The organism is Niveibacterium sp. 24ML (assembly GCF_026586805.1).
Lineage (GTDB): Bacteria > Pseudomonadota > Gammaproteobacteria > Burkholderiales > Rhodocyclaceae > Niveibacterium.
Genome location: NZ_JAPFHA010000014.1, coordinates 25,581 through 47,435, shown reverse-complemented (window position 1 = coordinate 47,435; position 21,855 = coordinate 25,581). Strand labels below are relative to the sequence as shown.

General features: G+C 60.9%; 25 protein-coding genes. 16 read left to right on the top strand and 9 right to left on the bottom strand.

The features are described from left to right. Nucleotides 1-183: 183 nt before the first annotated feature. The 7 genes from ccoN (at nucleotide 184) to OPU71_RS12995 (ending at nucleotide 5,840) form a co-directional block, all read left to right on the top strand. On the top strand, nucleotides 184-1,605 hold the full coding sequence (gene ccoN / locus OPU71_RS13025; RefSeq protein WP_267728433.1) for a cytochrome-c oxidase, cbb3-type subunit I: 1,422 nt from the start codon (nucleotides 184-186) through the stop codon (nucleotides 1,603-1,605). Between the two features lie 23 nt (nucleotides 1,606-1,628). After that, the gene (gene ccoO, locus OPU71_RS13020; RefSeq protein ID WP_420712383.1) at nucleotides 1,629-2,234 is read left to right on the top strand and encodes a cytochrome-c oxidase, cbb3-type subunit II; all 606 of its coding nucleotides are present in this window, start codon (nucleotides 1,629-1,631) and stop codon (nucleotides 2,232-2,234) included. 15 nt (nucleotides 2,235-2,249) lie between these two features. After that, entirely contained in the window at nucleotides 2,250-2,429 is a 180-nt protein-coding gene (locus OPU71_RS13015; RefSeq protein WP_267728430.1) for a cbb3-type cytochrome oxidase subunit 3, read from the top strand. A gap of 6 nt (nucleotides 2,430-2,435) precedes the next feature. Beyond that, a complete protein-coding gene (gene ccoP, locus OPU71_RS13010; RefSeq protein WP_267728428.1) occupies nucleotides 2,436-3,347 on the top strand; it encodes a cytochrome-c oxidase, cbb3-type subunit III in 912 nt (303 codons plus the stop codon). A gap of 116 nt (nucleotides 3,348-3,463) precedes the next feature. Beyond that, nucleotides 3,464-4,924, top strand: a complete 1,461-nt coding sequence (ccoG, locus tag OPU71_RS13005; protein WP_267728427.1) for a cytochrome c oxidase accessory protein CcoG — start codon at nucleotides 3,464-3,466, stop codon at nucleotides 4,922-4,924. Between the two features lie 11 nt (nucleotides 4,925-4,935). Next, nucleotides 4,936-5,436, top strand: a complete 501-nt coding sequence (locus tag OPU71_RS13000) for a FixH family protein (protein WP_267728426.1) — start codon at nucleotides 4,936-4,938, stop codon at nucleotides 5,434-5,436. Between the two features lie 158 nt (nucleotides 5,437-5,594). Then, nucleotides 5,595-5,840: a hypothetical protein gene (locus OPU71_RS12995; protein WP_267728425.1), complete on the top strand. Its 246-nt coding sequence runs from the start codon at nucleotides 5,595-5,597 to the stop codon at nucleotides 5,838-5,840. A gap of 49 nt (nucleotides 5,841-5,889) precedes the next feature. Here OPU71_RS12995 and OPU71_RS12990 read toward each other — a convergent pair whose 3' ends face one another. Next, nucleotides 5,890-6,333 carry a universal stress protein gene (locus tag OPU71_RS12990; RefSeq protein WP_267728424.1) on the bottom strand — a complete coding sequence of 148 codons (444 nt, stop codon included), beginning with the start codon at nucleotides 6,331-6,333 and terminating at the stop codon, nucleotides 5,890-5,892. Between the two features lie 154 nt (nucleotides 6,334-6,487). On the opposite strand from OPU71_RS12990, the gene OPU71_RS12985 reads away from it, so the two are divergent. Then, nucleotides 6,488-8,221 (top strand): PHA/PHB synthase family protein, encoded by a 1,734-nt coding sequence (locus OPU71_RS12985; RefSeq protein WP_267728423.1) that lies wholly within the window; start codon nucleotides 6,488-6,490, stop codon nucleotides 8,219-8,221. Nucleotides 8,222-8,362: 141 nt separating this feature from the next. After that, nucleotides 8,363-8,617 (top strand): SirB2 family protein, encoded by a 255-nt coding sequence (locus tag OPU71_RS12980; RefSeq protein WP_267728422.1) that lies wholly within the window; start codon nucleotides 8,363-8,365, stop codon nucleotides 8,615-8,617. Between the two features lie 3 nt (nucleotides 8,618-8,620). Here the strand turns inward: OPU71_RS12980 and fnr are convergent, their stop codons facing one another. Then, nucleotides 8,621-9,361: a fumarate/nitrate reduction transcriptional regulator Fnr gene (fnr, locus tag OPU71_RS12975; protein WP_267728420.1), complete on the bottom strand. Its 741-nt coding sequence runs from the start codon at nucleotides 9,359-9,361 to the stop codon at nucleotides 8,621-8,623. A 93-nt stretch (nucleotides 9,362-9,454) separates the two neighbouring features. Here fnr and hemN point away from each other — a divergent pair, with 93 nt between their 5' ends. From hemN to OPU71_RS12955, 4 genes are all read left to right on the top strand, one after another. Beyond that, nucleotides 9,455-10,849, top strand: a complete 1,395-nt coding sequence (hemN, locus tag OPU71_RS12970; RefSeq protein WP_267728419.1) for an oxygen-independent coproporphyrinogen III oxidase — start codon at nucleotides 9,455-9,457, stop codon at nucleotides 10,847-10,849. A gap of 72 nt (nucleotides 10,850-10,921) precedes the next feature. Continuing rightward, nucleotides 10,922-11,629, top strand: coding sequence for a sulfite exporter TauE/SafE family protein (locus OPU71_RS12965; protein WP_267728418.1), 708 nt, complete (start codon nucleotides 10,922-10,924; stop codon nucleotides 11,627-11,629). A 14-nt stretch (nucleotides 11,630-11,643) separates the two neighbouring features. Beyond that, entirely contained in the window at nucleotides 11,644-12,069 is a 426-nt protein-coding gene (locus tag OPU71_RS12960; RefSeq protein ID WP_267728417.1) for a universal stress protein, read from the top strand. Nucleotides 12,070-12,086: 17 nt separating this feature from the next. Further along, a complete protein-coding gene (locus OPU71_RS12955) occupies nucleotides 12,087-12,281 on the top strand; it encodes a heavy-metal-associated domain-containing protein (protein ID WP_267728487.1) in 195 nt (64 codons plus the stop codon). Nucleotides 12,282-12,358: 77 nt separating this feature from the next. Here the strand turns inward: OPU71_RS12955 and OPU71_RS12950 are convergent, their stop codons facing one another. After that, nucleotides 12,359-14,416, bottom strand: coding sequence for a sodium-translocating pyrophosphatase (locus OPU71_RS12950; protein ID WP_267728416.1), 2,058 nt, complete (start codon nucleotides 14,414-14,416; stop codon nucleotides 12,359-12,361). 250 nt (nucleotides 14,417-14,666) lie between these two features. Between OPU71_RS12950 and ppa the strand changes: the two genes are divergently transcribed. Continuing rightward, nucleotides 14,667-15,197 carry an inorganic diphosphatase gene (gene ppa / locus OPU71_RS12945; protein WP_267728415.1) on the top strand — a complete coding sequence of 177 codons (531 nt, stop codon included), beginning with the start codon at nucleotides 14,667-14,669 and terminating at the stop codon, nucleotides 15,195-15,197. Nucleotides 15,198-15,648: 451 nt separating this feature from the next. On the opposite strand, the gene panC is transcribed toward ppa, so the two are convergent. The 6 genes from panC to OPU71_RS12915 all read right to left on the bottom strand — a co-directional run bounded on the left by panC (nucleotide 15,649) and on the right by OPU71_RS12915 (nucleotide 20,643). Continuing rightward, nucleotides 15,649-16,473, bottom strand: a complete 825-nt coding sequence (gene panC, locus OPU71_RS12940; RefSeq protein WP_267728414.1) for a pantoate--beta-alanine ligase — start codon at nucleotides 16,471-16,473, stop codon at nucleotides 15,649-15,651. Nucleotides 16,474-16,529: 56 nt separating this feature from the next. Beyond that, the gene (locus OPU71_RS12935) at nucleotides 16,530-17,159 is read right to left on the bottom strand and encodes a LysE family translocator (RefSeq protein WP_267728413.1); all 630 of its coding nucleotides are present in this window, start codon (nucleotides 17,157-17,159) and stop codon (nucleotides 16,530-16,532) included. Beyond that, entirely contained in the window at nucleotides 17,156-18,325 is a 1,170-nt protein-coding gene (locus OPU71_RS12930; RefSeq protein WP_267728412.1) for a M20 aminoacylase family protein, read from the bottom strand. The genes OPU71_RS12935 and OPU71_RS12930 overlap by 4 nt, the downstream gene beginning before the upstream one ends. Nucleotides 18,326-18,419: 94 nt before the next feature. Continuing rightward, on the bottom strand, nucleotides 18,420-19,004 hold the full coding sequence (locus OPU71_RS12925) for a hypothetical protein (protein ID WP_267728411.1): 585 nt from the start codon (nucleotides 19,002-19,004) through the stop codon (nucleotides 18,420-18,422). Next, nucleotides 19,004-19,606, bottom strand: a complete 603-nt coding sequence (gene lexA / locus OPU71_RS12920; RefSeq protein WP_267728410.1) for a transcriptional repressor LexA — start codon at nucleotides 19,604-19,606, stop codon at nucleotides 19,004-19,006. Before lexA ends, OPU71_RS12925 begins: the two co-directional genes overlap by 1 nt. 41 nt (nucleotides 19,607-19,647) lie before the next feature. Beyond that, entirely contained in the window at nucleotides 19,648-20,643 is a 996-nt protein-coding gene (locus OPU71_RS12915) for a zinc-dependent alcohol dehydrogenase family protein (protein ID WP_267728408.1), read from the bottom strand. 202 nt (nucleotides 20,644-20,845) lie between these two features. Between OPU71_RS12915 and OPU71_RS12910 the strand changes: the two genes are divergently transcribed. Further along, nucleotides 20,846-21,265: a peroxiredoxin gene (locus OPU71_RS12910; RefSeq protein WP_267728407.1), complete on the top strand. Its 420-nt coding sequence runs from the start codon at nucleotides 20,846-20,848 to the stop codon at nucleotides 21,263-21,265. Continuing rightward, entirely contained in the window at nucleotides 21,265-21,744 is a 480-nt protein-coding gene (locus OPU71_RS12905) for an FKBP-type peptidyl-prolyl cis-trans isomerase (protein WP_267728406.1), read from the top strand. Before OPU71_RS12910 ends, OPU71_RS12905 begins: the two co-directional genes overlap by 1 nt. Nucleotides 21,745-21,855: the final 111 nt, after the last annotated feature.

Sequence of the window (21,855 nt, the reverse complement as noted above, 5' to 3'; positions counted from 1 at the left end):
CCTTTTTTTGTCGACCCTCCGCGTTCGCGCTGTTAAAATTTGCAGTGCAACACCGCTGCCAGTTGATGGTAGTCAAAAAATACGCGGGAACTCCCAATAACATCAATCGCACGATGCGCCCGTAGCAGGTATCACAGGGGGGTGGCGCGTCGTTCTCAAAATCCGCTGCTGAGGTAATCCAAGATGCAATCGCAAGCGACTTACAACTACGGAGTCGTGCGGCAGTTTGCCGTCATGACCGTGGTCTGGGGGATCGTCGGCATGCTCGTTGGGGTCATCATTGCTGCCCAACTGGTATGGCCGGAACTTAATTTTGCCGAGTGGTTCCATTTCGGCCGACTGCGTCCACTGCATACGAACGCCGTGATCTTCGCGTTCGGTGGATGCGCGCTGTTTGCAACGTCGTATTACGTTGTTCAGCGTACCTGCCACACAACCTTGTTCGCGCCGGCTCTGGCGTCATTCACCTTCTGGGGATGGCAGCTTGTGATCGTGCTTGCGGCGATCACGCTTCCGCTGGGTATTACGTCGGGGAAAGAGTACGCCGAGCTTGAGTGGCCGATCGATATCCTGATCACCCTGGTTTGGGTGTCATACGCAGTCGTGTTCTTTGGCACGGTGGCCAAGCGCAAGACGTCCCACATTTATGTGGCCAACTGGTTTTACGGCGGCTTCATTCTGACGGTGGCGCTGCTGCACGTGGTGAACTCGGCGGAAGTGCCGGTTTCGCTATTCAAGTCCTACTCTGCCTATGCGGGCGTGCAGGACGCGATGGTGCAGTGGTGGTATGGCCACAATGCGGTGGGTTTCTTCCTGACCGCAGGCTTCCTCGGGATGATGTATTACTTCGTGCCGAAACAAGCGGGCCGTCCGGTTTACTCGTATCGCTTGTCGGTGGTGCACTTCTGGGCGCTGATCTTCACCTACATGTGGGCGGGTCCTCACCACTTGCACTACACCGCGTTGCCTGACTGGACCCAGTCACTTGGCATGGCGTTCTCGCTGATTCTTCTGGCACCCAGCTGGGGTGGCATGATCAACGGCGTGATGACGCTGTCTGGTGCCTGGCACAAGCTGCGCGACGACCCGATCCTCAAGTTCCTGGTCACTTCGTTGGCGTTCTACGGCATGTCGACCTTTGAGGGTCCGATGATGTCGATCAAGACCGTCAACGCGCTGTCTCACTACACCGACTGGACGATTGGGCATGTGCACTCCGGTGCTCTGGGCTGGGTCGCTATGGTCTCGATCGGTTCGATCTACTACCTGCTTCCGAAGCTCTGGGGCCGCAGCGAGATGTATTCCACGCCGCTGATTACCCTGCACTTCTGGGTGTCGACCATCGGCGTGGTGCTCTATATTGCCTCGATGTGGGTGGCGGGCGTGATGCAGGGCCTCATGTGGCGTGCTACCAACGCTGACGGCACGCTCACCTATGCGTTTGTCGAAAGCGTCAAGGCGAGCTATCCGTTCTGGCAGATTCGTTTGCTTGGCGGCATCCTCTTCCTCGCAGGCATGTTCATCATGTTCTACAACATGGTGCGCACGATTTCGGGGCAGAAGGCCTACAACGCACCGGTGCTCGCACCGGCGGCCGCTCACTGAGCCGGGAGATCTGAATCATGGCTATGAATCACGAACTGGTCGAAAAGAACCTCGGCTGGCTCATCGTCCTCACGATCCTGACGGTCAGCGTCGGGGGCTTGGTGGAGATTGTTCCGCTGTTCTTCCAGAAGTCGACCACCACTCCGGTCGAGGGCGTCAAGCCTTACGATCCGGTTCGCCTGGTCGGGCGTGACATCTATATTCGCGAAGGCTGCTACAACTGCCACTCGCAGATGATCCGCCCGTTCCGCGCCGAGACCGAGCGTTACGGTCACTATTCGGTCGCGGGGGAGTTTGTCTACGATCATCCGTTCCAGTGGGGCTCCAAGCGCACCGGTCCGGATCTGGCGCGCGTCGGCGGCCGTTACTCCGATGAATGGCATGAGGTTCACCTGCGCAACCCCCGCGACGTGGTGCCGGAATCGAACATGCCTGCGTTTACCTGGCTTGATCGCCCGGCCAAATCAGACGACATCGAGAAGAAGATGACTGCATTGCGCATGGTTGGCGTGCCGTATACCGATGCGGAAATCGCAGGTGCGCGTAAGCAGCTTGAGGGTGTGACCGAGATGCAAGCCTTGGTTGCCTACCTCCAGGGTCTGGGCACCGCGCTCAAGAGTGTGAAGTAACGGAGGGGCGGTCTTATGGATGCCATAACCATTCACTCGCTTTCGACCCTTGTCAGCTTCATCCTGTTCATCGGGATCTGCTGGTGGGCTTTTAGCGGACACTCCAAGCATCGTTTTGAGGAGGCCGCCCAACTTCCGTTTGATGACGAAGATGGCGACAAGGATGTTGCCGCTTCGGACGCCAACAAAGGATGACGCATCATGAGTGATTTCATTTCCCCGTTCTGGGGCTACTACGTCACTGTGCTGGTCGTGCTGAGCCTGCTGTTCTGCGCCTTCATTCTGTCGCAGAACATGACCAAGAAGCAGTCAGGCCCGGTTGAGTTGCACGGCCATGTATGGGACGAAGACCTGCAGGAGTGGAACAACCCGCTCCCGCGCTGGTGGATGTACCTGTTCTGGATCACGATCTTTTTTGCGATCGGCTACTTTTTGCTGTTTCCGGGGTTTGGTTCGTTCGGTGGCAAGTTTGGCTGGAGTGCGCAGGGCCAGTACGTTGCGGAGCGAGCCAAGGCGGACAAAGCGTTTGACGAGAAGTTCTCGCGCTTCGCACCGATGGATGTCAAGGCGGTTGCGGCTGACCCGGAAGCGCGCGAAATGGGCAAGCGCCTATTCCTCACGTACTGCCAGCAGTGCCACGGTTCCGACGCCAAAGGTGCAAAGGGCTTCCCTAACCTGACCGACTCGGACTGGGTTTGGGGAGGCGAGCCGGAGAAAATCGTTGAAACCGTCACCAATGGCCGACAGGCTGCGATGCCAGCGTGGTCGCAGTTAGGGGGGGATTCGATCAAGGATGTTGCGAATTACGTGCGCTCCTTGTCGGGTCTGGCGCACGACTCGATCCGTGCCCAGCGCGGGAAAGATGTGTTCGCGCAGAACTGCGTCGCCTGCCACGGGTCGGAAGGCAAAGGTAACCAGGCGATGGGTGCGCTGAACCTGACCGATAAGGTGTGGCTGTATGGCTCCTCAGAAGCAACCATCATTGAAACGCTCAGCAAGGGCCGCAATGGTCGTATGCCTGCCTTCAATGAACTCCTTGGCGAAAAGAAGATCAAACTGTTGGCTGCTTACGTTTACGGTCTTAAGGATGCTGAGGCAGTAAAGCCGCAGTAGTCCTGACTGGGCCGCGGGGCGCGTTGATTTGCGTTGCCCCATATCCACTCAAAACACCCGAGCCGCGGCTCGGGTGACTTTTTTCTGCGCTGCCTTTGTGCAGACGACGAGATCTGATGAACGACCACGATCCCACTAGCGCAAGCCATCACGCCAAGCCGAAGATCAAGGCCAAAACCATCCCGATTCGGCAGGTTGGTCCCGCTGGTGAGGAGGATCTCTACGAAATCCGGAAGAAGGTGTATCCGCGGGCAGTTACAGGTGTATTCGCGACGTGGCGGTGGGCTCTGGTCTGGTTCACCCAACTGGTCTTTTATGGATTCTGCTGGTTGGAGTGGAACGATCGGCAGGCAGTCTTGTTTGATCTTGCCAACCGCAAGTTCTACATCTTCGCGTTGGTCTTTTCGCCGCAGGACGTCTTCTTTCTTGCGATCCTATTGATCATTTGCGCCTACGCCTTGTTCTTATTCACCGCTATTGCGGGGCGGCTTTGGTGTGGATTCGCATGTCCGCAAACCGTTTACACCCAGATCTTCATCTGGATCGAACAGAAGATCGAGGGGGGGCGCAATCAGCAGATCAAACTGGACGAAGGCGGCTGGGGGAGCCGAAAGGCTTTCCTCAAGACCAGCAAGTACCTGGCTTGGGGGCTAGTTTCGCTGTGGACGGGCATCACCTTTGTCGGATACTTCACCCCGATCAAGGAGTTGATTCCAGCGTTCATTTCTTGGCGGCTTGGCGGCTGGGAGGTCTTCTGGATTGCGTTCTATGGCGGATTCACCTACCTGATGGCGGGTGTGATGCGCGAACAGGTTTGCAAGTACATGTGTCCCTATGCACGTTTCCAGGGGGTCATGTTTGATCCGGATACCTTGGTCATTACTTACGACAAGGAAAGGGGCGATCCCCGTGGTGCGCGTCGCAAGGGGGCTGATCATGCAGCGCAGGGACTGGGCGATTGCGTCGATTGTGGCATCTGCGTTCAGGTTTGCCCCACCGGTATCGATATCCGTGATGGCTTGCAGTACGAATGCATCGGTTGCGCTGCGTGCATTGATGCCTGCGATCAGGTGATGGAAAAGATGCAATACGCGCCGGGCTTGATCCGCTATTCCACCGAGAATGCGGTCAAGAAACACTGGGGTCGCAAGGAGATCCTTGCCCATGTGATGCGGCCGCGCACCTTGATCTACAGTGGCGTGCTCTGCGCGATCTGCATCGCTTTCGTTTGGGGCCTGACAGCGCGTGAACCGTTGCGCCTTGATGTGATCCGGGATCGCTCCGTGCTGACGCGAGAGGTCGAAGACGGCTTGATCGAGAATGCCTATACCTTGCAGTTGATGAGCGTTTCAGAGCGACAGCAAAAGCTGGTGCTTTCGGTCAGCGGGCTGGAGGGCATTCGTCTGGTTGGCCACAGTGCTATCACATTGCCTCCTGCCGCGACACAAGCGGTGACCGTTCAGGTCCGAGTGCCCGCAGATACGGCCGCGAAAGGCGCTCACAAGATTTTCTTTGAATTGCGAAGCGATGATCAGGAGATCGTCCTTCGCGAGAAGTCCACTTTTCTGATGCCATGAGCCGAGACAACATGATGCAATCGCCTGAAGCGCCGCGCCCCTGGTACCGCGAACCCTGGCCCTGGATCCTGATGGGGTTGCCCGGGAGCGTGGTCGTCGCGGGGTTCATTACCCTATATCTGGCCGCCCACAATACGGATGGTCTGGTGGTCGATGACTATTACAAGGAAGGTTTGTCGATTAACCGGACGCTGGGGCGCCAGCAGGCGGCGCGAGACGCAGGATTGCAGGGCGAGCTTGTGATCGAAGGCGGCGGCGCTCGTGTGTCCCTATCGGCAAAACCCGGCGTGGCCTTACCAGCAGTCTTGTCGATGCGAATCGCGCATCCAACCGTCGCAGGTCAAGACCAAGTCATCCGACTTGAGCGGCACGGCAACGAGTACCGCGGTGTCATGCATCCTCTGGCGAACGGGCGTTGGGCCTTCGTCGTTGAGGATGAGCCCCGAACCTGGCGCTTGTCCGGATCGACGGGCCAGACAGGCGCTGCAATTGAGCTCACCGCAGGGGATTGACAGTGCGGGTATTCAGGCGCAGAAATCGCGGCGTCGCCGTCTCTTCTGAGAAGGCGTGAATCGGCAACAGGGTGTGTGCAAGCGTTACCCTGTTGCGCAACCGGAGTCTTGGTTTCGGCCCCGGTTGATCAGAGTGCGGTTTGGCAAAGGGGAGTGCGATGCAAAAGCTGATACTCGTTCTCTGGCCCTCGTTCTGGGTTGCGGCCGTCGCCGAAGTGGTCTTCTTTACGGTCATCAACCCGGCCGAGTTTTACCTGTTCGGAGCGGCTGTCAGCTTTTCGCCCCTGGCCACCTATTCGATCGGTTTCTTCTGTTTCTGGGCCCTTTGCGCCGCCGCGTGTGCTGCGTGTCTTTTCTATCAGCGTAGCGCGGCAGATATCAACCATCTGCCGCCCCGCATTTGACGCTGAATTCGGGGCGGTGCGCGGTCGCCGCCAGCGTGCGGCGAGATTGCTACCGATACACCAGAACCGGCACTGTCGTGTGCGTGAGCACTTTCTGCGTTTCGCTCCCCAGGAGAAAGCCGGCAACACCCTTGCGCCCGTGCGAGGCCATGAAGATGAGATCGCACTGGTGCCGCTTCGCTGCTTCAATAATGGCTTCGTAAGGCAAGTCACTGACTGTGGTATCGCAGTCTGCGGTGACACCGGCTGACTCTGCCGCTTGGCGTGCTTCGGCGAGGATCCGTTCGGATTCACGTTTGGTCGCTTCTACAAACTGATCCGGCGCAATCGGAATCAGCAATGCGCCTTCACCGTAGAGCGGAATCGGATATTCCTGTTGCGCAAAGAAAAAGGTGATCCGGGCGCCGGCCTCTTTCGCAAACTCGATCGCTCGCGCGACCGTGCTGCTCGAAAGATCAGACCCATCCGTTGGAACCAGTATGTGTTTGAACATTTCCTGCCTCCGGAAAGTGAGCCGAGAACTCATGTTAGGCGGCGGCCTTGCGTGAGCGTTGACCCCTGTCAATCGGGCGTGGCCGCGCGCTGAATCAATCGGAAGTCGATCGCTAACATGAAACAGTGAGGCTCGTCTAAACGGGGGGAGTGTGATGCGCAGCGAATCCGGGCTTGGCCATTCGAACGTGACGTCGGCAACGTTGGCGGGCTTGCGCGAGCAGGTTTCGGCGAGTGTCGATCCCTTGGGGGTGATCGCGCCGGTGATGCACGCCCAACTCGCGTGGTGGATGCATCCGCAAGAATTCGCTGAGCGCTATGCGCAGGTCGTCAGCGATTCATGGGCGCTGACCTGGAACATGACCGCTCGACTGATGGGGGCGAAGGTGGCCGATGTGGTCAAGCCGCAGGAGGATGACCTGCGTTTTGCCGACCCAGTCTGGACTCAGAGTCCTCAGTGGAATGCCTTGAAGCAGTGCTACTTGCTTGCGACGCGGCATACGCAAGACATGTTGTACGCATCACCCGGACTCTCTGGTACCGAGCGGCGACGCGCCGCGTTCTGGTGGCGACAATGGCTCAATGCGGTCGCCCCGACCAACTACTTCGCCCTGAACCCGGTCGCGCAGCGCGCGGCACTGGAATCCCACGGCGAGTCCTTGCGCGCTGGGTGGCAGAATTTTGTCGACGATTTGCGAGCGCGCGACATCCGGATGGCCGATCCGGGGGACTTCAAAGTAGGCAAGAACCTTGGGCAGACTGCGGGCGAGGTCGTCGCGCGAACTCGTCTGCTGGAGTTGATTCACTACACTCCCACGGCCGAGTCAGTGCGAAAGATGCCGATCGTCATCATTACGCCGTGGATCAACAAGTTCTACGTACTCGACCTGACCCCGAAGAAAAGCATGGTCAAGTACCTGCTTGATCAGGGCTTTGATGTGTTCATTACCAGCTGGAAGAACCCTGACGCGAGCATGCGGGATGTTCGCTTCGATGACTACCTGCTGGAGGGCGTCGATGTGGCCGTGCAGACCGCGCGGGCCATGTCGGGTGCCGAGCAAGTGCACGCAGTTGGCTACTGTATCGGCGGAACAGCTCTGTCCACCTACATGGCTTGGGCGAATCGTCGATTTGGCCCCGACGCGATGCCGGTCGCGCATTGGACACTATTCACCACGCTAGTTGACTTCGCTAAGCCTGGCGACGTTGAAGTCTTTGTGGACGAAGGGAGCGTGCGCTACCTGACGCGGGCAATGGAGCAGCGCGGCTACCTTGATGGCAAGGACATGGCAACCTCGTTCCGGTTGCTGCGCGCCAATCCGCTGATATGGCAATACGTGGTGCAAGGCTATCTGCTGGGCCAGAAACCACCATCGTTTGACGTGCTCTACTGGAACATGGATACGACGCGCATGCCCTACGCGATGCACGCTTGGTATCTGAAAGAGTTGTACCTGCACAATCGCCTGATCAAGCCCGATGCACTCACAGTCGCCGGAGAAAAGCTTGACCTGGGGCGAATCACCCAGCCGCTGTATGCCGTTTCTGCGGAAGACGACCACATCGCGCCGTGGCGGCAGGCCTTCCGCGTGGTGAATTTTGTTCGCGGAGAGAAGCGCTTTGTCCTCTCGTCGAGTGGTCACATCCTCGGGATCGTCAATCCGCCGGTGCAGCCCCCGAAGCGCGAATACTGGATCGATGCCGCGCATCGAACAGATTCACCGCATGAATGGCGTGAACGCGCAGCCCACAAGGCCGGAAGCTGGTGGGAGGACTGGACCGAATGGTTGTCCGCGCGCTGCGGCGATCTGGTGCCGGCGCCGCCGGTCGCCTCGCCGGACTTCCCTTCCTTGGCGCCGGCACCGGGTGCCTATGTGCTCGAACGCTGACGTCGCGCGCTGGTGACAAGCTACATGCTTCTGAAAACGCTGCATGTCGGATGCGCAACCGTCTCGATTGCCGGGTTTGCCGCGCGCGGGCTTGGCGTGCTGTGCGATGCCGCATGGGGAAACGCCTGATGGGTGAGGAGCGTGCCGCATTTCATTGACTCAGCTTTGTTGGGCTCGGCCATTGCGCTCGCGGTCATTCTCAATGTGTCGCCGCTTCGCGATGCTTGGTTGGCAGCAAAAATCGGCGCGCTGATCGCCTACATCGGACTGGGATCGGTCGCGCTTCGCCGTAGCCGGACGAAAAAGCAAAAGGCGGTCGCGTTTGCGGCCGCCCTTTGCGTTGTCACCTACATTGTCCTGGCAGCTGTGACGTGGTCAGCTTTGCCTTTGGGCTGAAACTCAGACGTTCGCGCGCCCGATCAAGCGCCGCAAGCCGTCGGCGTCCAGAATGTGAATGTGCTTCTGATGCACGCTGATCAGGCCCTCATCTTGGAACTTCGAGAACGCACGGCTGACCGTTTCGAGTTTCAGTCCCAGGTAGGAACCGATCTCCTCGCGCGTCATGCGCAGATGGAACTCGGTGCCTGAATACCCGCGCAGCCGCATCCGCTGAGAGAGATTGATCAGAAAGGCGGCAAGGCGTTCTTCAGCACGCATTGAACCGAGCAACATCATGATGCCTTGCTCGCGGACGATTTCGCGGCTCATGAATTTGTGGAACTGGCGTTGCAGGGGCTCGATGCGACGTGACAGTTCCTCAAGGCGCTCGAACGGAATCATGCAGACGTCGGAGTCTTCCAGCGCAACCGCATTGCAAACATGGCGATCGGTGGAAATGCCGTCGAGACCAAGGATCTCGCCAGCCATCTGAAAGCCGGTCACTTGATCGCGACCGTCTTCGGTCAGGATATCGGTCTTGAAGAAGCCCGTCCTGATCGCATAGATCGCTTCGAAGGGCTCACCGGCACGATACAGATGCTGCTGGCGCTTGACCTTCTTGCGGGCGGTGATCAGTCCGTCAATCCGCTCAAGATCAATGTCGTCGAGTCCGACAGGCAGGCAAAGTTCTTTCAGATTGCACTGGGTGCAAGCGGTACGAAGATTGACAGCCGTCAGCGGAATCGTGGCGGGTTTTTCCAAAGCTGGGGCTCCAACTGGGCGAGTTGATGACAATCAAACGACTCCAACCAAGTTCATGACACCTTCCGGCATCACAGAGAGATCAACAAAAACATGATTCAGAATGAGCAGGCGCCGGTTTTCGATCGCCACCTCATCCAGCGTTTTGACGTTTCCGGCCCGCGCTACACGTCTTACCCGACCGCCGACCGGTTTAATGTTGGCTTCGGCCGGACCGATCTGGCGCGGCATCTTGGTCTGCGTGCGCAAGGCGGCCTGACAAAACCCCTCTCATTATATTTCCACATTCCGTTCTGCGATACGGTTTGCTTCTATTGCGCCTGCAACAAGATCGTCACGAAGGACCGCAGTCGGGCTGAGCGCTACTTGGCCTATCTCGATAAAGAGATGGCCCTCGCATCCTCGCTACTGGTTGGTAGTCGCGAGGTCGCGCAGATGCACTGGGGTGGGGGCACGCCTACATTTCTCTCTGACGATGAAATCCGGCGTTTGTTCCTGTCGATCCGCCGCTATTTCACGCTGAAGCCCGGTGGAGAGTACTCGATTGAGGTTGATCCGCGGCGGGTTTCGGCTGATACGGTGGCCTTGCTTGGCCAGGAGGGCTTCAACCGGATGAGTGTCGGGGTCCAGGACTTTGACCCGACGGTGCAGGCGGCGGTCAACCGGATTCAGTCGGTGGCAGAGACGGCCTCAGTCATTGATGCCGCGCGCGCGAATGGTTTCCGCTCGGTTTCGGTTGATCTGATCTACGGATTGCCGTTCCAGAATGTTGAGCGGGTGAGCCGCACGCTTGATCAGGTTCTTGCGCTCGCACCTGACAGGTTGGCGCTATACAACTATGCCCACCTGCCCACCCGCTTCATGCCCCAGCGCCGCATCAATGCGACCGATCTGCCTGCCGCCGACGAAAAGCTCGAGATTCTGGGCATGGCGATCGAGAAGCTCACCGCGGCGGGCTATGTCTTCATCGGGATGGATCATTTCGCAAAGCCCGACGATGAGATGGCGGCCGCCCAACGCAAAGGCCGTCTTTATCGCAACTTCCAGGGCTATTCCACCCACTCTGACTGCGATCTGCTGGGGTTTGGCGTGTCCGCGATCGGCAAGGTCGGGCCGGCCTATGCACAAAACGCCAAGACGCTCGAAGCCTATTACGAGGCACTTGATCGTGACGAACTGCCAGTCGTTCGTGGTTACGAGATGACGCTGGACGACCAACTTCGTTATGCGGTGATCCAGAGTCTGATGTGTCACTTTGTGCTTGATTTCGATGCATTTGAAGAAGTCTGGGCGATCGACTTTGCGAGCTACTTCGCCGATGAGATCGCTGAACTGCGTGAGCGTCAGCGTGATGGGCTCTGTGTTGTTGAGGATCGCGCGATCGTTATCACGACCCCCGGCAGAATGCTGGCGCGGGTGCTGGTAATGGTCTTCGATGCGCACTTGCGCCAGAGTCGTGAAGCCGCCCGATACTCCAAGGTGATCTGACGCATTGGGCCGTGCGTGTAAACTGCGCTTTTGAATCCTCCGAGTCCCGGTCTCCCGCCGGTCTCGATCCTGATGCCTGACGCTGGATACTTTGCTGCGTTTCTGATTGGTCTGCTGGGCGGCACCCATTGTGTCGGCATGTGCGGCGGGCTGGTAGCGGCCCTTACGGTAAACCTGCCCGGGGCGGTGAAGCGTATCTGGCCCATTCACCTCGCGTATAACCTCGGGCGCATTTCCAGCTACTCGCTTTTTGGCGCGGTGCTTGGGGCCATTGGAGCCACCGGCTTCTTGCTGAACCGCTTGCTTCCTGTGCAGATGGCCTTTTATGTGTTAGCCAATGCTTTGTTGGTGCTGCTGGGGCTCTATCTTGTCGGGATCACTCGCCCCTTGGCGCCGATCGAAGGTCTGGGAAATTCGCTCTGGAGGTGGATCCGGCCATTTGGCGCACGCTTTGTTCCTGCGCGAAGTGCGGCGGCGGCATTCCCGTTGGGTTTGGTCTGGGGATTCGTTCCCTGCGGGCTTGTGTACAGCATCCTCGCGACAGCCTTGGTTTCAGGCTCCGCTGCGCGGGGGGGCATGCTGATGCTTGCCTTCGGGCTTGGCACTTTGCCCAATCTCATGGTGGCGGGGCTCTTCGCGGCAAGGATTCGCAACTGGTTGCAGCGGGGCTGGATCAGGGGGCTGGCGGGGCTGATCGTGATTGGGTTTGGGGTATTTGGTTTGGCCAATGCCAGCACTCTGGGTGGAAAGCTCTGGCAAGGCGTTGTCTGTCATGTGTGAGTCGAGAAAGCAGAATGAAGATACTGTTGGCAAGTGATGGCTCTGCGGCGTCTTTGGCGGCCGTCGATGCGTTGATCCGGGCTAGTCGAGCCTTTGCGCAAGCGCCGGAAATCGTGCTGGTGACGGTGCACAATGCCGTGCCGATGACGTTTGCGACCCGCCATATCGAGACCAGCGCGCTGGATCGTTATTACAGCGAAGAGGGGTGCATTGCGCTGGCGCCGGCGGCCAGCCGGCTCAAGGCGGCAGGGCTTGAGTTCGAGCAGCAGGTCTTGGTTGGAATGCCCGCTGAGACGATCGTGGCCTTTGCGTCGGATCGCGGGTGCGACTGGATCTGGCTGGGCGCACGTGGTCATAACGTGATTGAAAAAATGCTGCTAGGTACGGTTGCCGCACGCGTCGTTCAGTTGGCGCATTGTCCGGTGATGGTTGCGAGGTAGGTCAATTGGAAACAGTCGTGTTGAAGGTGGGCGGCATGAGTTGCCAGGGGTGCGTGGGCTCCGTTGAGCGCGTGCTGCGGGCGATCGACGGCGTTGAACATGCCAGTGTTTCGCTTGAGCAGTCCGCTGCGACCATCTCGTTTGATGCGCAGCGCACCGGCCTTGATGCATTCAGACAAGCGGTCGAGGCCGCCGGGTTCGAGGCGGGCTGAAAAAGCAAGGGGCGCCCGTAGGCGCCCGCTTTGAATACCACGGCCGCTCGCTGAGCGGCCGTTTCGTTTGGTCGGTATCAGACCATCGGCAGCAGCGGCACGATCAGCAGTGCCACGATGTTGATGATCTTGATCAGCGGGTTCACTGCGGGGCCTGCCGTGTCCTTGTACGGGTCGCCAACGGTGTCGCCGGTGACCGCAGACTTGTGCGCGTCAGAACCCTTGCCGCCGAAGTGGCCATCTTCGATGTACTTCTTCGCGTTGTCCCAAGCGCCGCCGCCAGTACACATCGAGATCGCTACGAAGAGACCCGTCACGATCGTGCCCATCAGCAGGCCTCCGAGTGCAGCCGGGCCGAGCAGCATGCCAACCAGGATCGGCACGACCACCGGAAGCAGCGACGGCACAATCATTTCCTTGATTGCAGCGCTGGTCAGCATGTCGACTGCGCGGCCGTACTCCGGCTTGCCGGTGCCTTCCATGATGCCCGGGATCTCGCGGAACTGGCGGCGCACTTCTTCAACCACGCTGCCGGCTGCACGGCCAACCGCTTCCATCGCCATGGCGCCGAAGAGATAGGGGATCAGGCCACCGATGAAGAGGCCGATGATGACCATGTGGTTCGACAGGTCGAAGGTCACATGCATGCCACGTGCTTCGAGGCCGTGCGTGTAGTCGGCGAACAGCACCAGTGCAGCCAGGCCGGCTGAACCGATGGCATAGCCCTTGGTGACTGCCTTGGTCGTGTTGCCAACGGCATCAAGTGGGTCGGTGATGTCACGCACGCTGTCGGGCAACTCCGCCATTTCTGCAATGCCGCCCGCGTTGTCGGTGATCGGGCCGTAGGCATCCAGCGCCACGACGATGCCGGCCATGCTGAGCATTGAGGTGGCAGCAACTGCAATGCCGAACAGGCCGGCAAGGTAGTAGGCAACGAATATGGCGATACAGACGAAGATGACCGGCCATGCGGTTGACTTCATCGAGACGCCCAGGCCAGCAATGATGTTGGTGCCGTGGCCAGTGGTCGAAGCCTGCGCAATGTGCTGAACCGGCTTGTAATCGGTGCCGGTGTAGTACTCGGTAATCCACACCATGGCTGCGGTCAGTACCAGGCCGACGATGCATGCGCCGAACAGCGCGTTGGCGCTGATCATTGCGCCGCCAGTCATCTGCACCGGTTGCGGAAAGAGCATCGTGGTGACGAAGTAGAACGCCACCAGCGACAGGACGCCCGCCACCGCCAGGCCACGGTAGAGCGCCGGCATCACGTTCTTCATGCCCGGGCTCGCCTTGACGAAGCTGCAGCCGATGATCGACGCGATGATCGACACGCCGCCCAGCAGCAGCGGGTAGATCACGGCATTCAGCGGAGCGCCGGAAACCATCAGTGCGCCCAGCGCCATTGTTGCGATCAGCGTCACGGCGTAGGTTTCGAACAGGTCGGCCGCCATGCCGGCACAGTCACCGACGTTGTCGCCAACGTTGTCGGCAATCACGGCGGGGTTGCGGGGGTCGTCTTCCGGGATGCCGGCTTCGACTTTGCCGACGAGGTCGGCACCAACGTCCGCGCCCTTGGTGAAGATGCCGCCACCCAGACGCGCAAAGATCGAGATCAGCGAGGAGCCGAACGCGAAACCGAGCAGCGGTTTGAGCGTTGCCGAATCGGCCACCGTCGCGCCTTTGCTCAGGAAGAGGAAGAACAGGCCGACACCCAGCAGGCCGAGTCCAACCACCAGCATGCCGGTGATGGCGCCGCCGCGGAAGGCCACGTCAAGCGCCGGGCCGATGCCCTTGGTGGCTGCCTGCGCGGTGCGGACGTTGGCGCGAACCGATACGTTCATGCCGATGAAGCCGCAAGCGCCAGACAGGAATGCGCCCAGCACAAATCCGCCGGCGGTGGTGAGGTCGAGGAATACGGCGATCAGAATTGCGAGGACGACGCCAACGATGGCGATTGTCCGATATTGCCTTGCGAGGTAAGCCGCAGCCCCTTGCTGGATTGCGCTCGCAATTTCCTGCATGCGGGCGTTACCGGGGTCCTGCGAAAGAATCCAGCTGCGAGAAATGAAGCCGTACAAGACGGCTGCAAGGCCACAGGCCAAGGCGAGATACAGCGCCATGGTCGTCGACATATGGGCAACTCCTTTGGTTTTTAGAAGGTTTTCTACTGCCTGAAGCGACTCTCTTGGCGTCCGTGTCGAAGTCGGTGCGATCGCGGGCGCTGCGGCATCCTAATGGAGCGAAGTTGGCGATGGCAATGTGCTTACGGGCTGGTCTGATCCAGCGCAAACCCGGTGTCTTGGGTGCGGTGCAGCAAGTCGTAAGCTTCGGGTGATAAAATTCGGCTCTGCGCGTTCTTAAACCACAAACAGAGAGACCGACATGAGCCTTCATAACGTCACGCCGGGCAGCAAGGCCCCGGGCGAATTCAACGTCATCATCGAAATTCCGGCGCACGCCGACCCGATCAAGTACGAAGTCGACAAGGAAACCGGTGCGATGTTTGTCGACCGTTTCATGGGTACTTCGATGCACTATCCCTGCAACTACGGCTATATCCCCTGCACGATCGCCGGCGATGGCGACCCGGTTGATGTGCTTGTCGTGACCCCGTTCCCGCTGCTGCCGGGCATTGTTGTGCGTTGCCGCGCGTTGGGCATGCTCAAGATGCAGGACGAGGGCGGCGAAGACGCCAAGCTGGTGGCGGTGCCGGTTTCGAAGACGACCTCGCTGTATGACCGCGTCAAGAGCCTTGATGATCTGCCCGAACTGCTGCGCAGCCAGATCGTGCACTTCTTCGAGCACTACAAGGATCTGGAGCCGGGCAAGTGGGTCAAGGTCATGGGCTGGGGTGGCCTGGAAGATGCGATCGGCGAAATCATGGCCGGCATTGAGAAGGGCGCGCAGGGCTGATTCTTCGCCAAAGCCCTAAAGTTCAGGAGGAGGGCGGTCGTTATAAGTATCGTGGGGTGGTTCCCACGCATCGACTCTCTCCTTGTAGGCCGTCCCGAGGGACGGCCTTTTCTTTGGTTCAGCGACTTGTGCGGGTCGCGAGGCGGCGCTTGGGCGCTGGCTTGCCCGCCACCCGCGTCTCTCTTTCAGTACCGGTCTTGGCCTTGAATGCTGCGCTATGTGCTGGGCGGGACCGACTCCGACGCTCTTGCATGATGTCCGCCTGTTCTGTTGGTGGACACTATCTTTCACGCCGTCGGATGCTGGCTCAGATGGGTTCGCCGGACATACACGGATGCTTCGCGGCGGGATTCAGTGCCGCCGCCGTCCATCTTTAGGCTTGAGTGATGTTCGTCCGGCAATCGAGCGCCGGGTGATACGTCTGGTGGGCGGATGCCGTGGGCGGCAAGCGTCAGATTTCCAGGTTGTCAATCAGGCGTGTGGTGCCGAGCCTTGCTGCGGCGAGGACGACCAAGGGGCTGCGTGCGTCGGCTGCTTGCAGATCCTGCTGGCGGCGAATGGCGACATAGTCTGGCGCCCAGCCTGCCTCGCGCAGGTGCGAAACGGCGGCGACTTCGAGCGCGCTGAAATCCTGGCGCCCGGCGCGCACGGCTTCGGCGATGGCGGCGAGTTGCCGGTGCAGGCGGGGCGCTTCGGCGCGTTCGTCGGGGCTCAGGTAGCCATTGCGGGAAGACAGCGCGAGCCCGTCGCTTGCGCGGATCGTCTCGCAACCAATGATCTCGATCGGCATTGCCAGCTCGCGCACCATGTTGCGGATCACCATCAGCTGCTGGTAGTCCTTCTTGCCGAACAGTGCGACGTGGGGCTGGACGATGTTGAAGAGCTTCGCGACGACGGTTGCAACACCGCGGAAGTGCCCTGGGCGGCAGGCGCCTTCGAGGATCGAGTCCTGCGCCTGTGCAGGTGAGATGAAGTACTGCTGCGGCGCGGGGTAGAGCTCCGCCTCGTCGGGCGCAAACAGGTGGGCAACCCCGGCGGCGTCAAGTTGTGCGCAGTCGGCCTCGAAGGTCCGCGGGTACTTGTCGAAGTCTTCGTTGGGGCCGAACTGGAGCCGATTCACGAAGATGCTGGACACCACGGTTTCGCTGTGGTGGCGCGCCTGTTCCATCAGGCTGACATGGCCTGCGTGCAGATTGCCCATGGTGGGCGCAAACGCGATACGGCGTGCGTTCTTGAGTGCCGCGCGCAGGCTTTGAATCGAGCGATGGACTTGCATGAGGTGTTTCCGAATGCGAGGGGCGGGAGTCTGCCTCAGCCTGCCGCAGCAGGCAATCAGCGGATTCCCGCCGCCGTGAGGATGCCGAGGCCGACGAAGAGCCCCCCGGAGGCGCGATCAAGCCAGAGCCCCAGGCGTTCGCGCCGGCGCAGCCAGACGCCGATCGGATCTGCCGCCAGGGCGATGGCGCCAAACACCAGCGCGGCGACCAGCGCGAAGAGGGCGCCCAAGCATGCAAGTTGCCAATGGGCGGGCCAGCCGTCGGGCCGAACGAACTGGGGCAAGAAGGAAAGAAAGAAAAGGCCCACTTTCGGATTGATGGCGTTGGCGATGAGGCCTTGCCGGAACGATGAAGCGAAGCTGGCGCCGGTCTGCGGCGCGTTGGTCTGGCTGATGCCGGTGCCGCGCGAGCGCAGTGCCTGGATTCCGATCCAGACAAGGTAGGCGGCGCCAAGCAGCTGCATGGCCTTGAACGCCAGCGGCGACGCCGCAATCAGGGCGGAGACGCCAATCACTGCCAGGAGTGTGTGATTCAGGCAGCCGGCGGCACAGCCGAGCGCAAAGCCCAGCGCGATGGACTTGCCGCGCGAGATGCCCAGCGCCAGCACGCCGAGGTTGTCCGGGCCGGGCGCCAGGGCAAGCAGCAGGGCAGCCCCAAGGAACAAGGCGATCTGGTGGGCGGTCACGGTTTTGGCAGCGCGGTCTCGACCAGCTTTACCCAGTAGCTGGCGCCAATCGGCAGCGCTTCGTCGTTGAAGTCGTAGTGCGGGTTGTGCAGGGTGCAGCCACCCGTGCCGGGGCCGTTGCCAATCCACACATAACAGCCCGGGCGGGCCTGGGCGAAGTAGGCAAAGTCTTCTGCGCCCATGCTGGGGCGAAGTCCGTCGAGCACCCCTGACTCACCAGCCACGATGCGGGCTGCCTGTGCGCAAAGTTCGGTTGGCGCGGGGGCGTTGATCGTCGGCGGGTAGCCGCGGCGGTAGCGATAGGCGGTCTGCACGCCGTGCGCGGCACCAATGCCTTCGGCAACGCGGCCGATGGCGGCCTCAAGGCGATCACGCTCTTCATGCGAGAGGGCCCGCACCGTACCCATCAGGCTGGCGCGATCCGGGATGGCGTTGTAGGCCTCACCCGCGTGGAATTGGGTCACTGACAAGACCGCGGGCTCAAGCGGATCGCGCGTGCGGGTAATCAGGTGTTGGAGCGATTGCACCAGTGCCGCGCCTGCCACGATGGGGTCAAGCCCCTGCTGCGGCATGGCCGCGTGGGCGCCACGACCGATGATGTCGATCTCCCACTGATCTGAGCTGGCCATGACCGGGCCGGGGAACACGCCAAAGCTGCCGACCGGCAGGCCTGGCCAGTTGTGCATGCCGAAGATCATGTCGCACGGAAATCGCTCAAGCATGCCATCGGCAAGCATCGCGGGCGCGCCGCCTTCGCCTTCTTCGGCCGGCTGAAAGATCAGAACAACCGTGCCGTCGAAGTTGCGGTGCTTGCTCAGGTATTCGGCCGCGCCCAGAAGCATTGTGGTGTGCCCGTCGTGTCCACAGGCGTGCATGCGGCCTGCGTGCCGCGAGCGATGGTCAAAGGTGTTGCGCTCGGTGATCGGTAGCGCGTCCATGTCAGCGCGCAGGCCAATCGCGCGCGTGCTGCTGCCTGCGCGGATTACGCCCACGACGCCGGTGCGACCGATGCCACGATGCGTTTCGATGCCAAGCGATTCCAGGTGCTTGGCGACGATTTCGCTAGTGCGATGCTCGTCGAACGCAAGCTCAGGGTGGGCGTGAATGTCGCGCCGGATGCGTGCCAGGTCGGTCTGACGTGCGCGGATGTCGTCGATGATGTTCATCTCTGCGCCTCTTCGTTGTGCTCTGCCGGGCTCTCAAGTCTAGCAGGGCTGCAACGCACGCGGCGGCGCGGGCGAGGCGGCAGGCGGGTGCGATTCAGCGTGCGCTTGCGGGTGTTTCGCGCGGTGACGATTGATTGGCTTGATGAATACGCCAGCGCGAACGCCAGAAGTATGCGGCAAGGCCAGCGAGCGCAATGGCCGCGAGCGTCCAGTAGCCAATGTTCTCCCAGTACGCGAGGGCATCGCTGCTGGCGGAGAAGCTGTGCTCAATCGGCTGGCGAATCGTGATCTGCCCGGTCGTCAGCGCTCGCGCCACTTTTGATGCCGGCCAAGCGGCGGGCAAAAGGCTGGCAAGGACGGCGCCGGCAACGCACAGCTTGTCGGCCAGCGTCGGATGCGTGTCGTAGGGGGGGCGAAGAAGGCTCTCGACACGCATGAACAGGGCGCTGATGAGGCAAACCATGCAGCCCAGCGGAAGCACGATCAGCGCCAGCCCGAACAGGGTGGCCGCAAGCATGAAAGAAGCGCCAGCAAGTTGGGCGACGCTCGCCCAAACTGCGCCGACCTTGAGCCCGAGCGCGACGGACGGCGCCGCCAGCACAACTGCCCAGATGAGCAGGCGATTGCTGCGCGCCACCAGTTGTGCGCGGGTGGCAGGGGTCCTTGCGGGGTACGACATCAGTGCACGCCGTTGCGGATCAGCCCGACGACGACACCTTCGAGCGCGAACTCCTCGCCCTCGGGTTCAATCGGCGCGAAGTCGGCGTTTTCCGCCAGCAGGCGAATGCGGCTGCCACGCTTTTCAAGGCGTTTGACGGTCACTTCATCGCCAAGCCGGGCGACCACGATTTGCCCGTTGCGCGCGTCGGCTGTGCGGTGAACGGCGATCAGGTCACCGTCGAGAATGCCTGCGTCACGCATCGACAGCCCTTTGACGCGCAGCAGGTAGTCGGCAGACGGCGAGAACATCGACGGATCGATGTCGAGGCGCTTTTCGCAGTTCTCGCTTGCCAGGATCGGGCTGCCGGCGGCAACACGGCCGATCAGCGGAAGCCCGGTTTCTTCAAGCAGGCGAATGCCGCGTGCGCGACCTTCTTCCATCGAGATCGCGCCTTTTCGCACCAGCGCCTTGAGGTGTTCTTCGGCCGCGTTGGGTGAGCGGAATCCGAAGGCCTCGCAGATTTCGATGCGCGTCGGCGGACGCCCTTCGTCGCGCACGGTGCGACGAATGAGGTCGAGGATTTCGGCTTGGCGCGCCGTCAGTTCTGATGCTTGGGTCATGACTGTATTTTTGTACAGAAACGTTTGGGGCGCAAGGCCGTTCAGGGGATCAGCACTGCCGCGCCCTGAAGCGCGCCTGCACGCAAGCTTGAAAGCGCCTGATTTGCCTGGGCGAGCGGGAAGGTCGTGACCTCGGTATGGACCGGATGGCGTGCGATCAGATCGAGGAATTCGCTGCCGTCGCGGCGGGTGAGGTTGGCGACAGAGCGGATCTGCCGTTCGCCCCAGAGTTGCGAATACGGGAAGCCGGGAATGTCGCTCATGTGGATGCCTGCACAGATGACGCGCCCGCCTTTGCGCGTGGATTGCAGCGCCAGCGGGACAAGGGCGCCGACCGGAGCAAAGATCAGCGCCGCATCAAGCGGTGCGGGCGCGGATTCGGTGGAGGCGCCAGCCCAGGTGGCACCGAGCCGCAGGGCGAACGCCTGGCTTTGCGTGTCGCTGGCGCGGGTGAATGCAAAGACCTCGCGACCCTGCTGGCGGGCCACCTGCGTGACGATGTGTGCTGCGGCGCCAAAGCCGTACAGGCCGATGCGTCGCGCGTCGCCCGCCATGGCAAGGGCGCGGTAGCCGATGAGCCCGGCGCACAGCAACGGGGCGAGGGTGGCGGCATCGGCACCTTCAGGCAGCGCGAAGCAGTAGCGTGCGTCGGCCACGCAGTACTCGGCGTAGCCGCCGTCGATCTGGCATCCGGTAAATCGCGCCGCGTCGCAAAGGTTCTCGTGGCCGCTCAAGCAGTAGCTGCAGCGCCCGCAGGTCCAGCCCAGCCACGGGACGCCGACGCGCTGACCGCGGCTGAATCCGCCCACGCCGGGACCCAGGGCTTCGACGCGCGCAACGATTTCATGCCCGGGCACGATCGGGAGGCTCGCCTGCGGCAGTTCGCCATCGACAAGGTGCAGGTCGGTGCGGCAAACGCCACAGGCCTCCACGCGCAGCAGCACTTGGCCGTATGCTGGCTGCGGCACCTGGCGTTCGGTTTCGATCAGCGGTTTGCCTGATTGCGACGACAGCATTGCGCGATAGGTGCGGACCATGAGACCTCCCGACAAACGGTGCTTGTGGTGCGGCGTGGCTTGATCTAATCCTAATGGACTTGCAGATGCATGGCGCGGGAGGTTCGGCATGGAGTGCGGCGTCGGGGATGATCGACTTCCGGTAGAATGCCGGCCACACCCGGGTGGGGATGCACTGGCGCCGGGCTGCGTTGCGCCGCATTTTGCGCTGCCTGACGCAGACATGGAGCCCTTCGAACTGCGCGATGCCTTGTCGCATGCAGCCGTTGTGTTGTGTTTTTATCCGCGTGATGGAACACCTGCCTGTACGCGTCAGGCGCTTGAGTTCAGCGATCACGAAGAGGACTTCGCCAAGGCTGGCGCAGTCGTTGTCGGAATCAGCCCGGACGATTGCCTGACGCACGCCGCGTTTCGCGATGAGCATGGGATCTCGATCCGCCTGCTGTCCGATCCGGACCTGGAAGTGTGCCGTCTTTATGGGGTGCTGCACCGACGTGAGGGGAGTGAGCGCGACACCGTTCGCCGAACAACCGTCCTGATCGACCGCGCCGGTGTTGTGCGTCACCTCATCGATGACGTTCAGCTACGTGGGCACGCAGCCGAAGTACTCAAGCTCGTTAGAGAAATCGCAAGGAACCGCTAATGGAAATCGTAAAGAACGCAGTCGTGACCCTCAACTACACCGTTCATGACCCGGACGGCAACCTGGTTGACGACGGCAAGAACCCGCTCGTGTACCTGCATGGTGGCTACGACGCGATCTTCCCGCACCTGGAAGAGGCCCTTCACGGCAAGTCTTTGGGTGACAAGCTGGTGATCAAGCTGCAGCCCGAAGAAGCTTTCGGCGATTACGACGAGAGCCTCGTCATGATCGAGCCGGCAGACCTGTTCCCGGACAACATCGAAGTCGGCATGGCTTTCGAGCGCGTGGGCGAAGACGGCGAGGAAGACATGCTCTTCCGCGTTACCGACATTGCCGAAGGCAAGGTCGTGGTCGATGGCAACCACCCCCTGGCGGGTACCGCGCTGGTGTTCGATCTGACGGTGGCTGAAGTGCGCATGGCGACGGCGGAAGAGATTTCGCACGGGCATGTGCATGGGCCCGAGGGTCATCACCACTGATCTGCGCTGCGCCACAAGCTGGTGCAGACCGGATTCCTGAAACGGCACCTAGGCATCGCCTCGGTGCCGTTTCTGTTTTGTGACGCTGATTGGCAAGATTCCGGCGCAACC

What these genes read in the sequence shown, in the direction of transcription:
- ccoN (WP_267728433.1), top strand. Translation starts at nt 184, where the DNA reads ATGCAATCGCAAGCGACTTACAACTACGGAGTCGTGCGGCAGTTTGCC.
- ccoO (WP_420712383.1), top strand. Translation starts at nt 1,629, where the DNA reads ATGAATCACGAACTGGTCGAAAAGAACCTCGGCTGGCTCATCGTCCTC.
- OPU71_RS13015 (WP_267728430.1), top strand. Translation starts at nt 2,250, where the DNA reads ATGGATGCCATAACCATTCACTCGCTTTCGACCCTTGTCAGCTTCATC.
- ccoP (WP_267728428.1), top strand. Translation starts at nt 2,436, where the DNA reads ATGAGTGATTTCATTTCCCCGTTCTGGGGCTACTACGTCACTGTGCTG.
- ccoG (WP_267728427.1), top strand. Translation starts at nt 3,464, where the DNA reads ATGAACGACCACGATCCCACTAGCGCAAGCCATCACGCCAAGCCGAAG.
- OPU71_RS13000 (WP_267728426.1), top strand. Translation starts at nt 4,936, where the DNA reads ATGATGCAATCGCCTGAAGCGCCGCGCCCCTGGTACCGCGAACCCTGG.
- OPU71_RS12995 (WP_267728425.1), top strand. Translation starts at nt 5,595, where the DNA reads ATGCAAAAGCTGATACTCGTTCTCTGGCCCTCGTTCTGGGTTGCGGCC.
- OPU71_RS12990 (WP_267728424.1), bottom strand. Translation starts at nt 6,333, where the DNA reads ATGTTCAAACACATACTGGTTCCAACGGATGGGTCTGATCTTTCGAGC.
- OPU71_RS12985 (WP_267728423.1), top strand. Translation starts at nt 6,488, where the DNA reads ATGCGCAGCGAATCCGGGCTTGGCCATTCGAACGTGACGTCGGCAACG.
- hemN (WP_267728419.1), top strand. Translation starts at nt 9,455, where the DNA reads ATGATTCAGAATGAGCAGGCGCCGGTTTTCGATCGCCACCTCATCCAG.
- OPU71_RS12965 (WP_267728418.1), top strand. Translation starts at nt 10,922, where the DNA reads ATGCCTGACGCTGGATACTTTGCTGCGTTTCTGATTGGTCTGCTGGGC.
- OPU71_RS12960 (WP_267728417.1), top strand. Translation starts at nt 11,644, where the DNA reads ATGAAGATACTGTTGGCAAGTGATGGCTCTGCGGCGTCTTTGGCGGCC.
- OPU71_RS12950 (WP_267728416.1), bottom strand. Translation starts at nt 14,416, where the DNA reads ATGTCGACGACCATGGCGCTGTATCTCGCCTTGGCCTGTGGCCTTGCA.
- ppa (WP_267728415.1), top strand. Translation starts at nt 14,667, where the DNA reads ATGAGCCTTCATAACGTCACGCCGGGCAGCAAGGCCCCGGGCGAATTC.
- panC (WP_267728414.1), bottom strand. Translation starts at nt 16,473, where the DNA reads ATGCAAGTCCATCGCTCGATTCAAAGCCTGCGCGCGGCACTCAAGAAC.
- OPU71_RS12930 (WP_267728412.1), bottom strand. Translation starts at nt 18,325, where the DNA reads ATGAACATCATCGACGACATCCGCGCACGTCAGACCGACCTGGCACGC.
- OPU71_RS12925 (WP_267728411.1), bottom strand. Translation starts at nt 19,004, where the DNA reads ATGTCGTACCCCGCAAGGACCCCTGCCACCCGCGCACAACTGGTGGCG.
- lexA (WP_267728410.1), bottom strand. Translation starts at nt 19,606, where the DNA reads ATGACCCAAGCATCAGAACTGACGGCGCGCCAAGCCGAAATCCTCGAC.
- OPU71_RS12915 (WP_267728408.1), bottom strand. Translation starts at nt 20,643, where the DNA reads ATGGTCCGCACCTATCGCGCAATGCTGTCGTCGCAATCAGGCAAACCG.
- OPU71_RS12910 (WP_267728407.1), top strand. Translation starts at nt 20,846, where the DNA reads ATGGAGCCCTTCGAACTGCGCGATGCCTTGTCGCATGCAGCCGTTGTG.
- OPU71_RS12905 (WP_267728406.1), top strand. Translation starts at nt 21,265, where the DNA reads ATGGAAATCGTAAAGAACGCAGTCGTGACCCTCAACTACACCGTTCAT.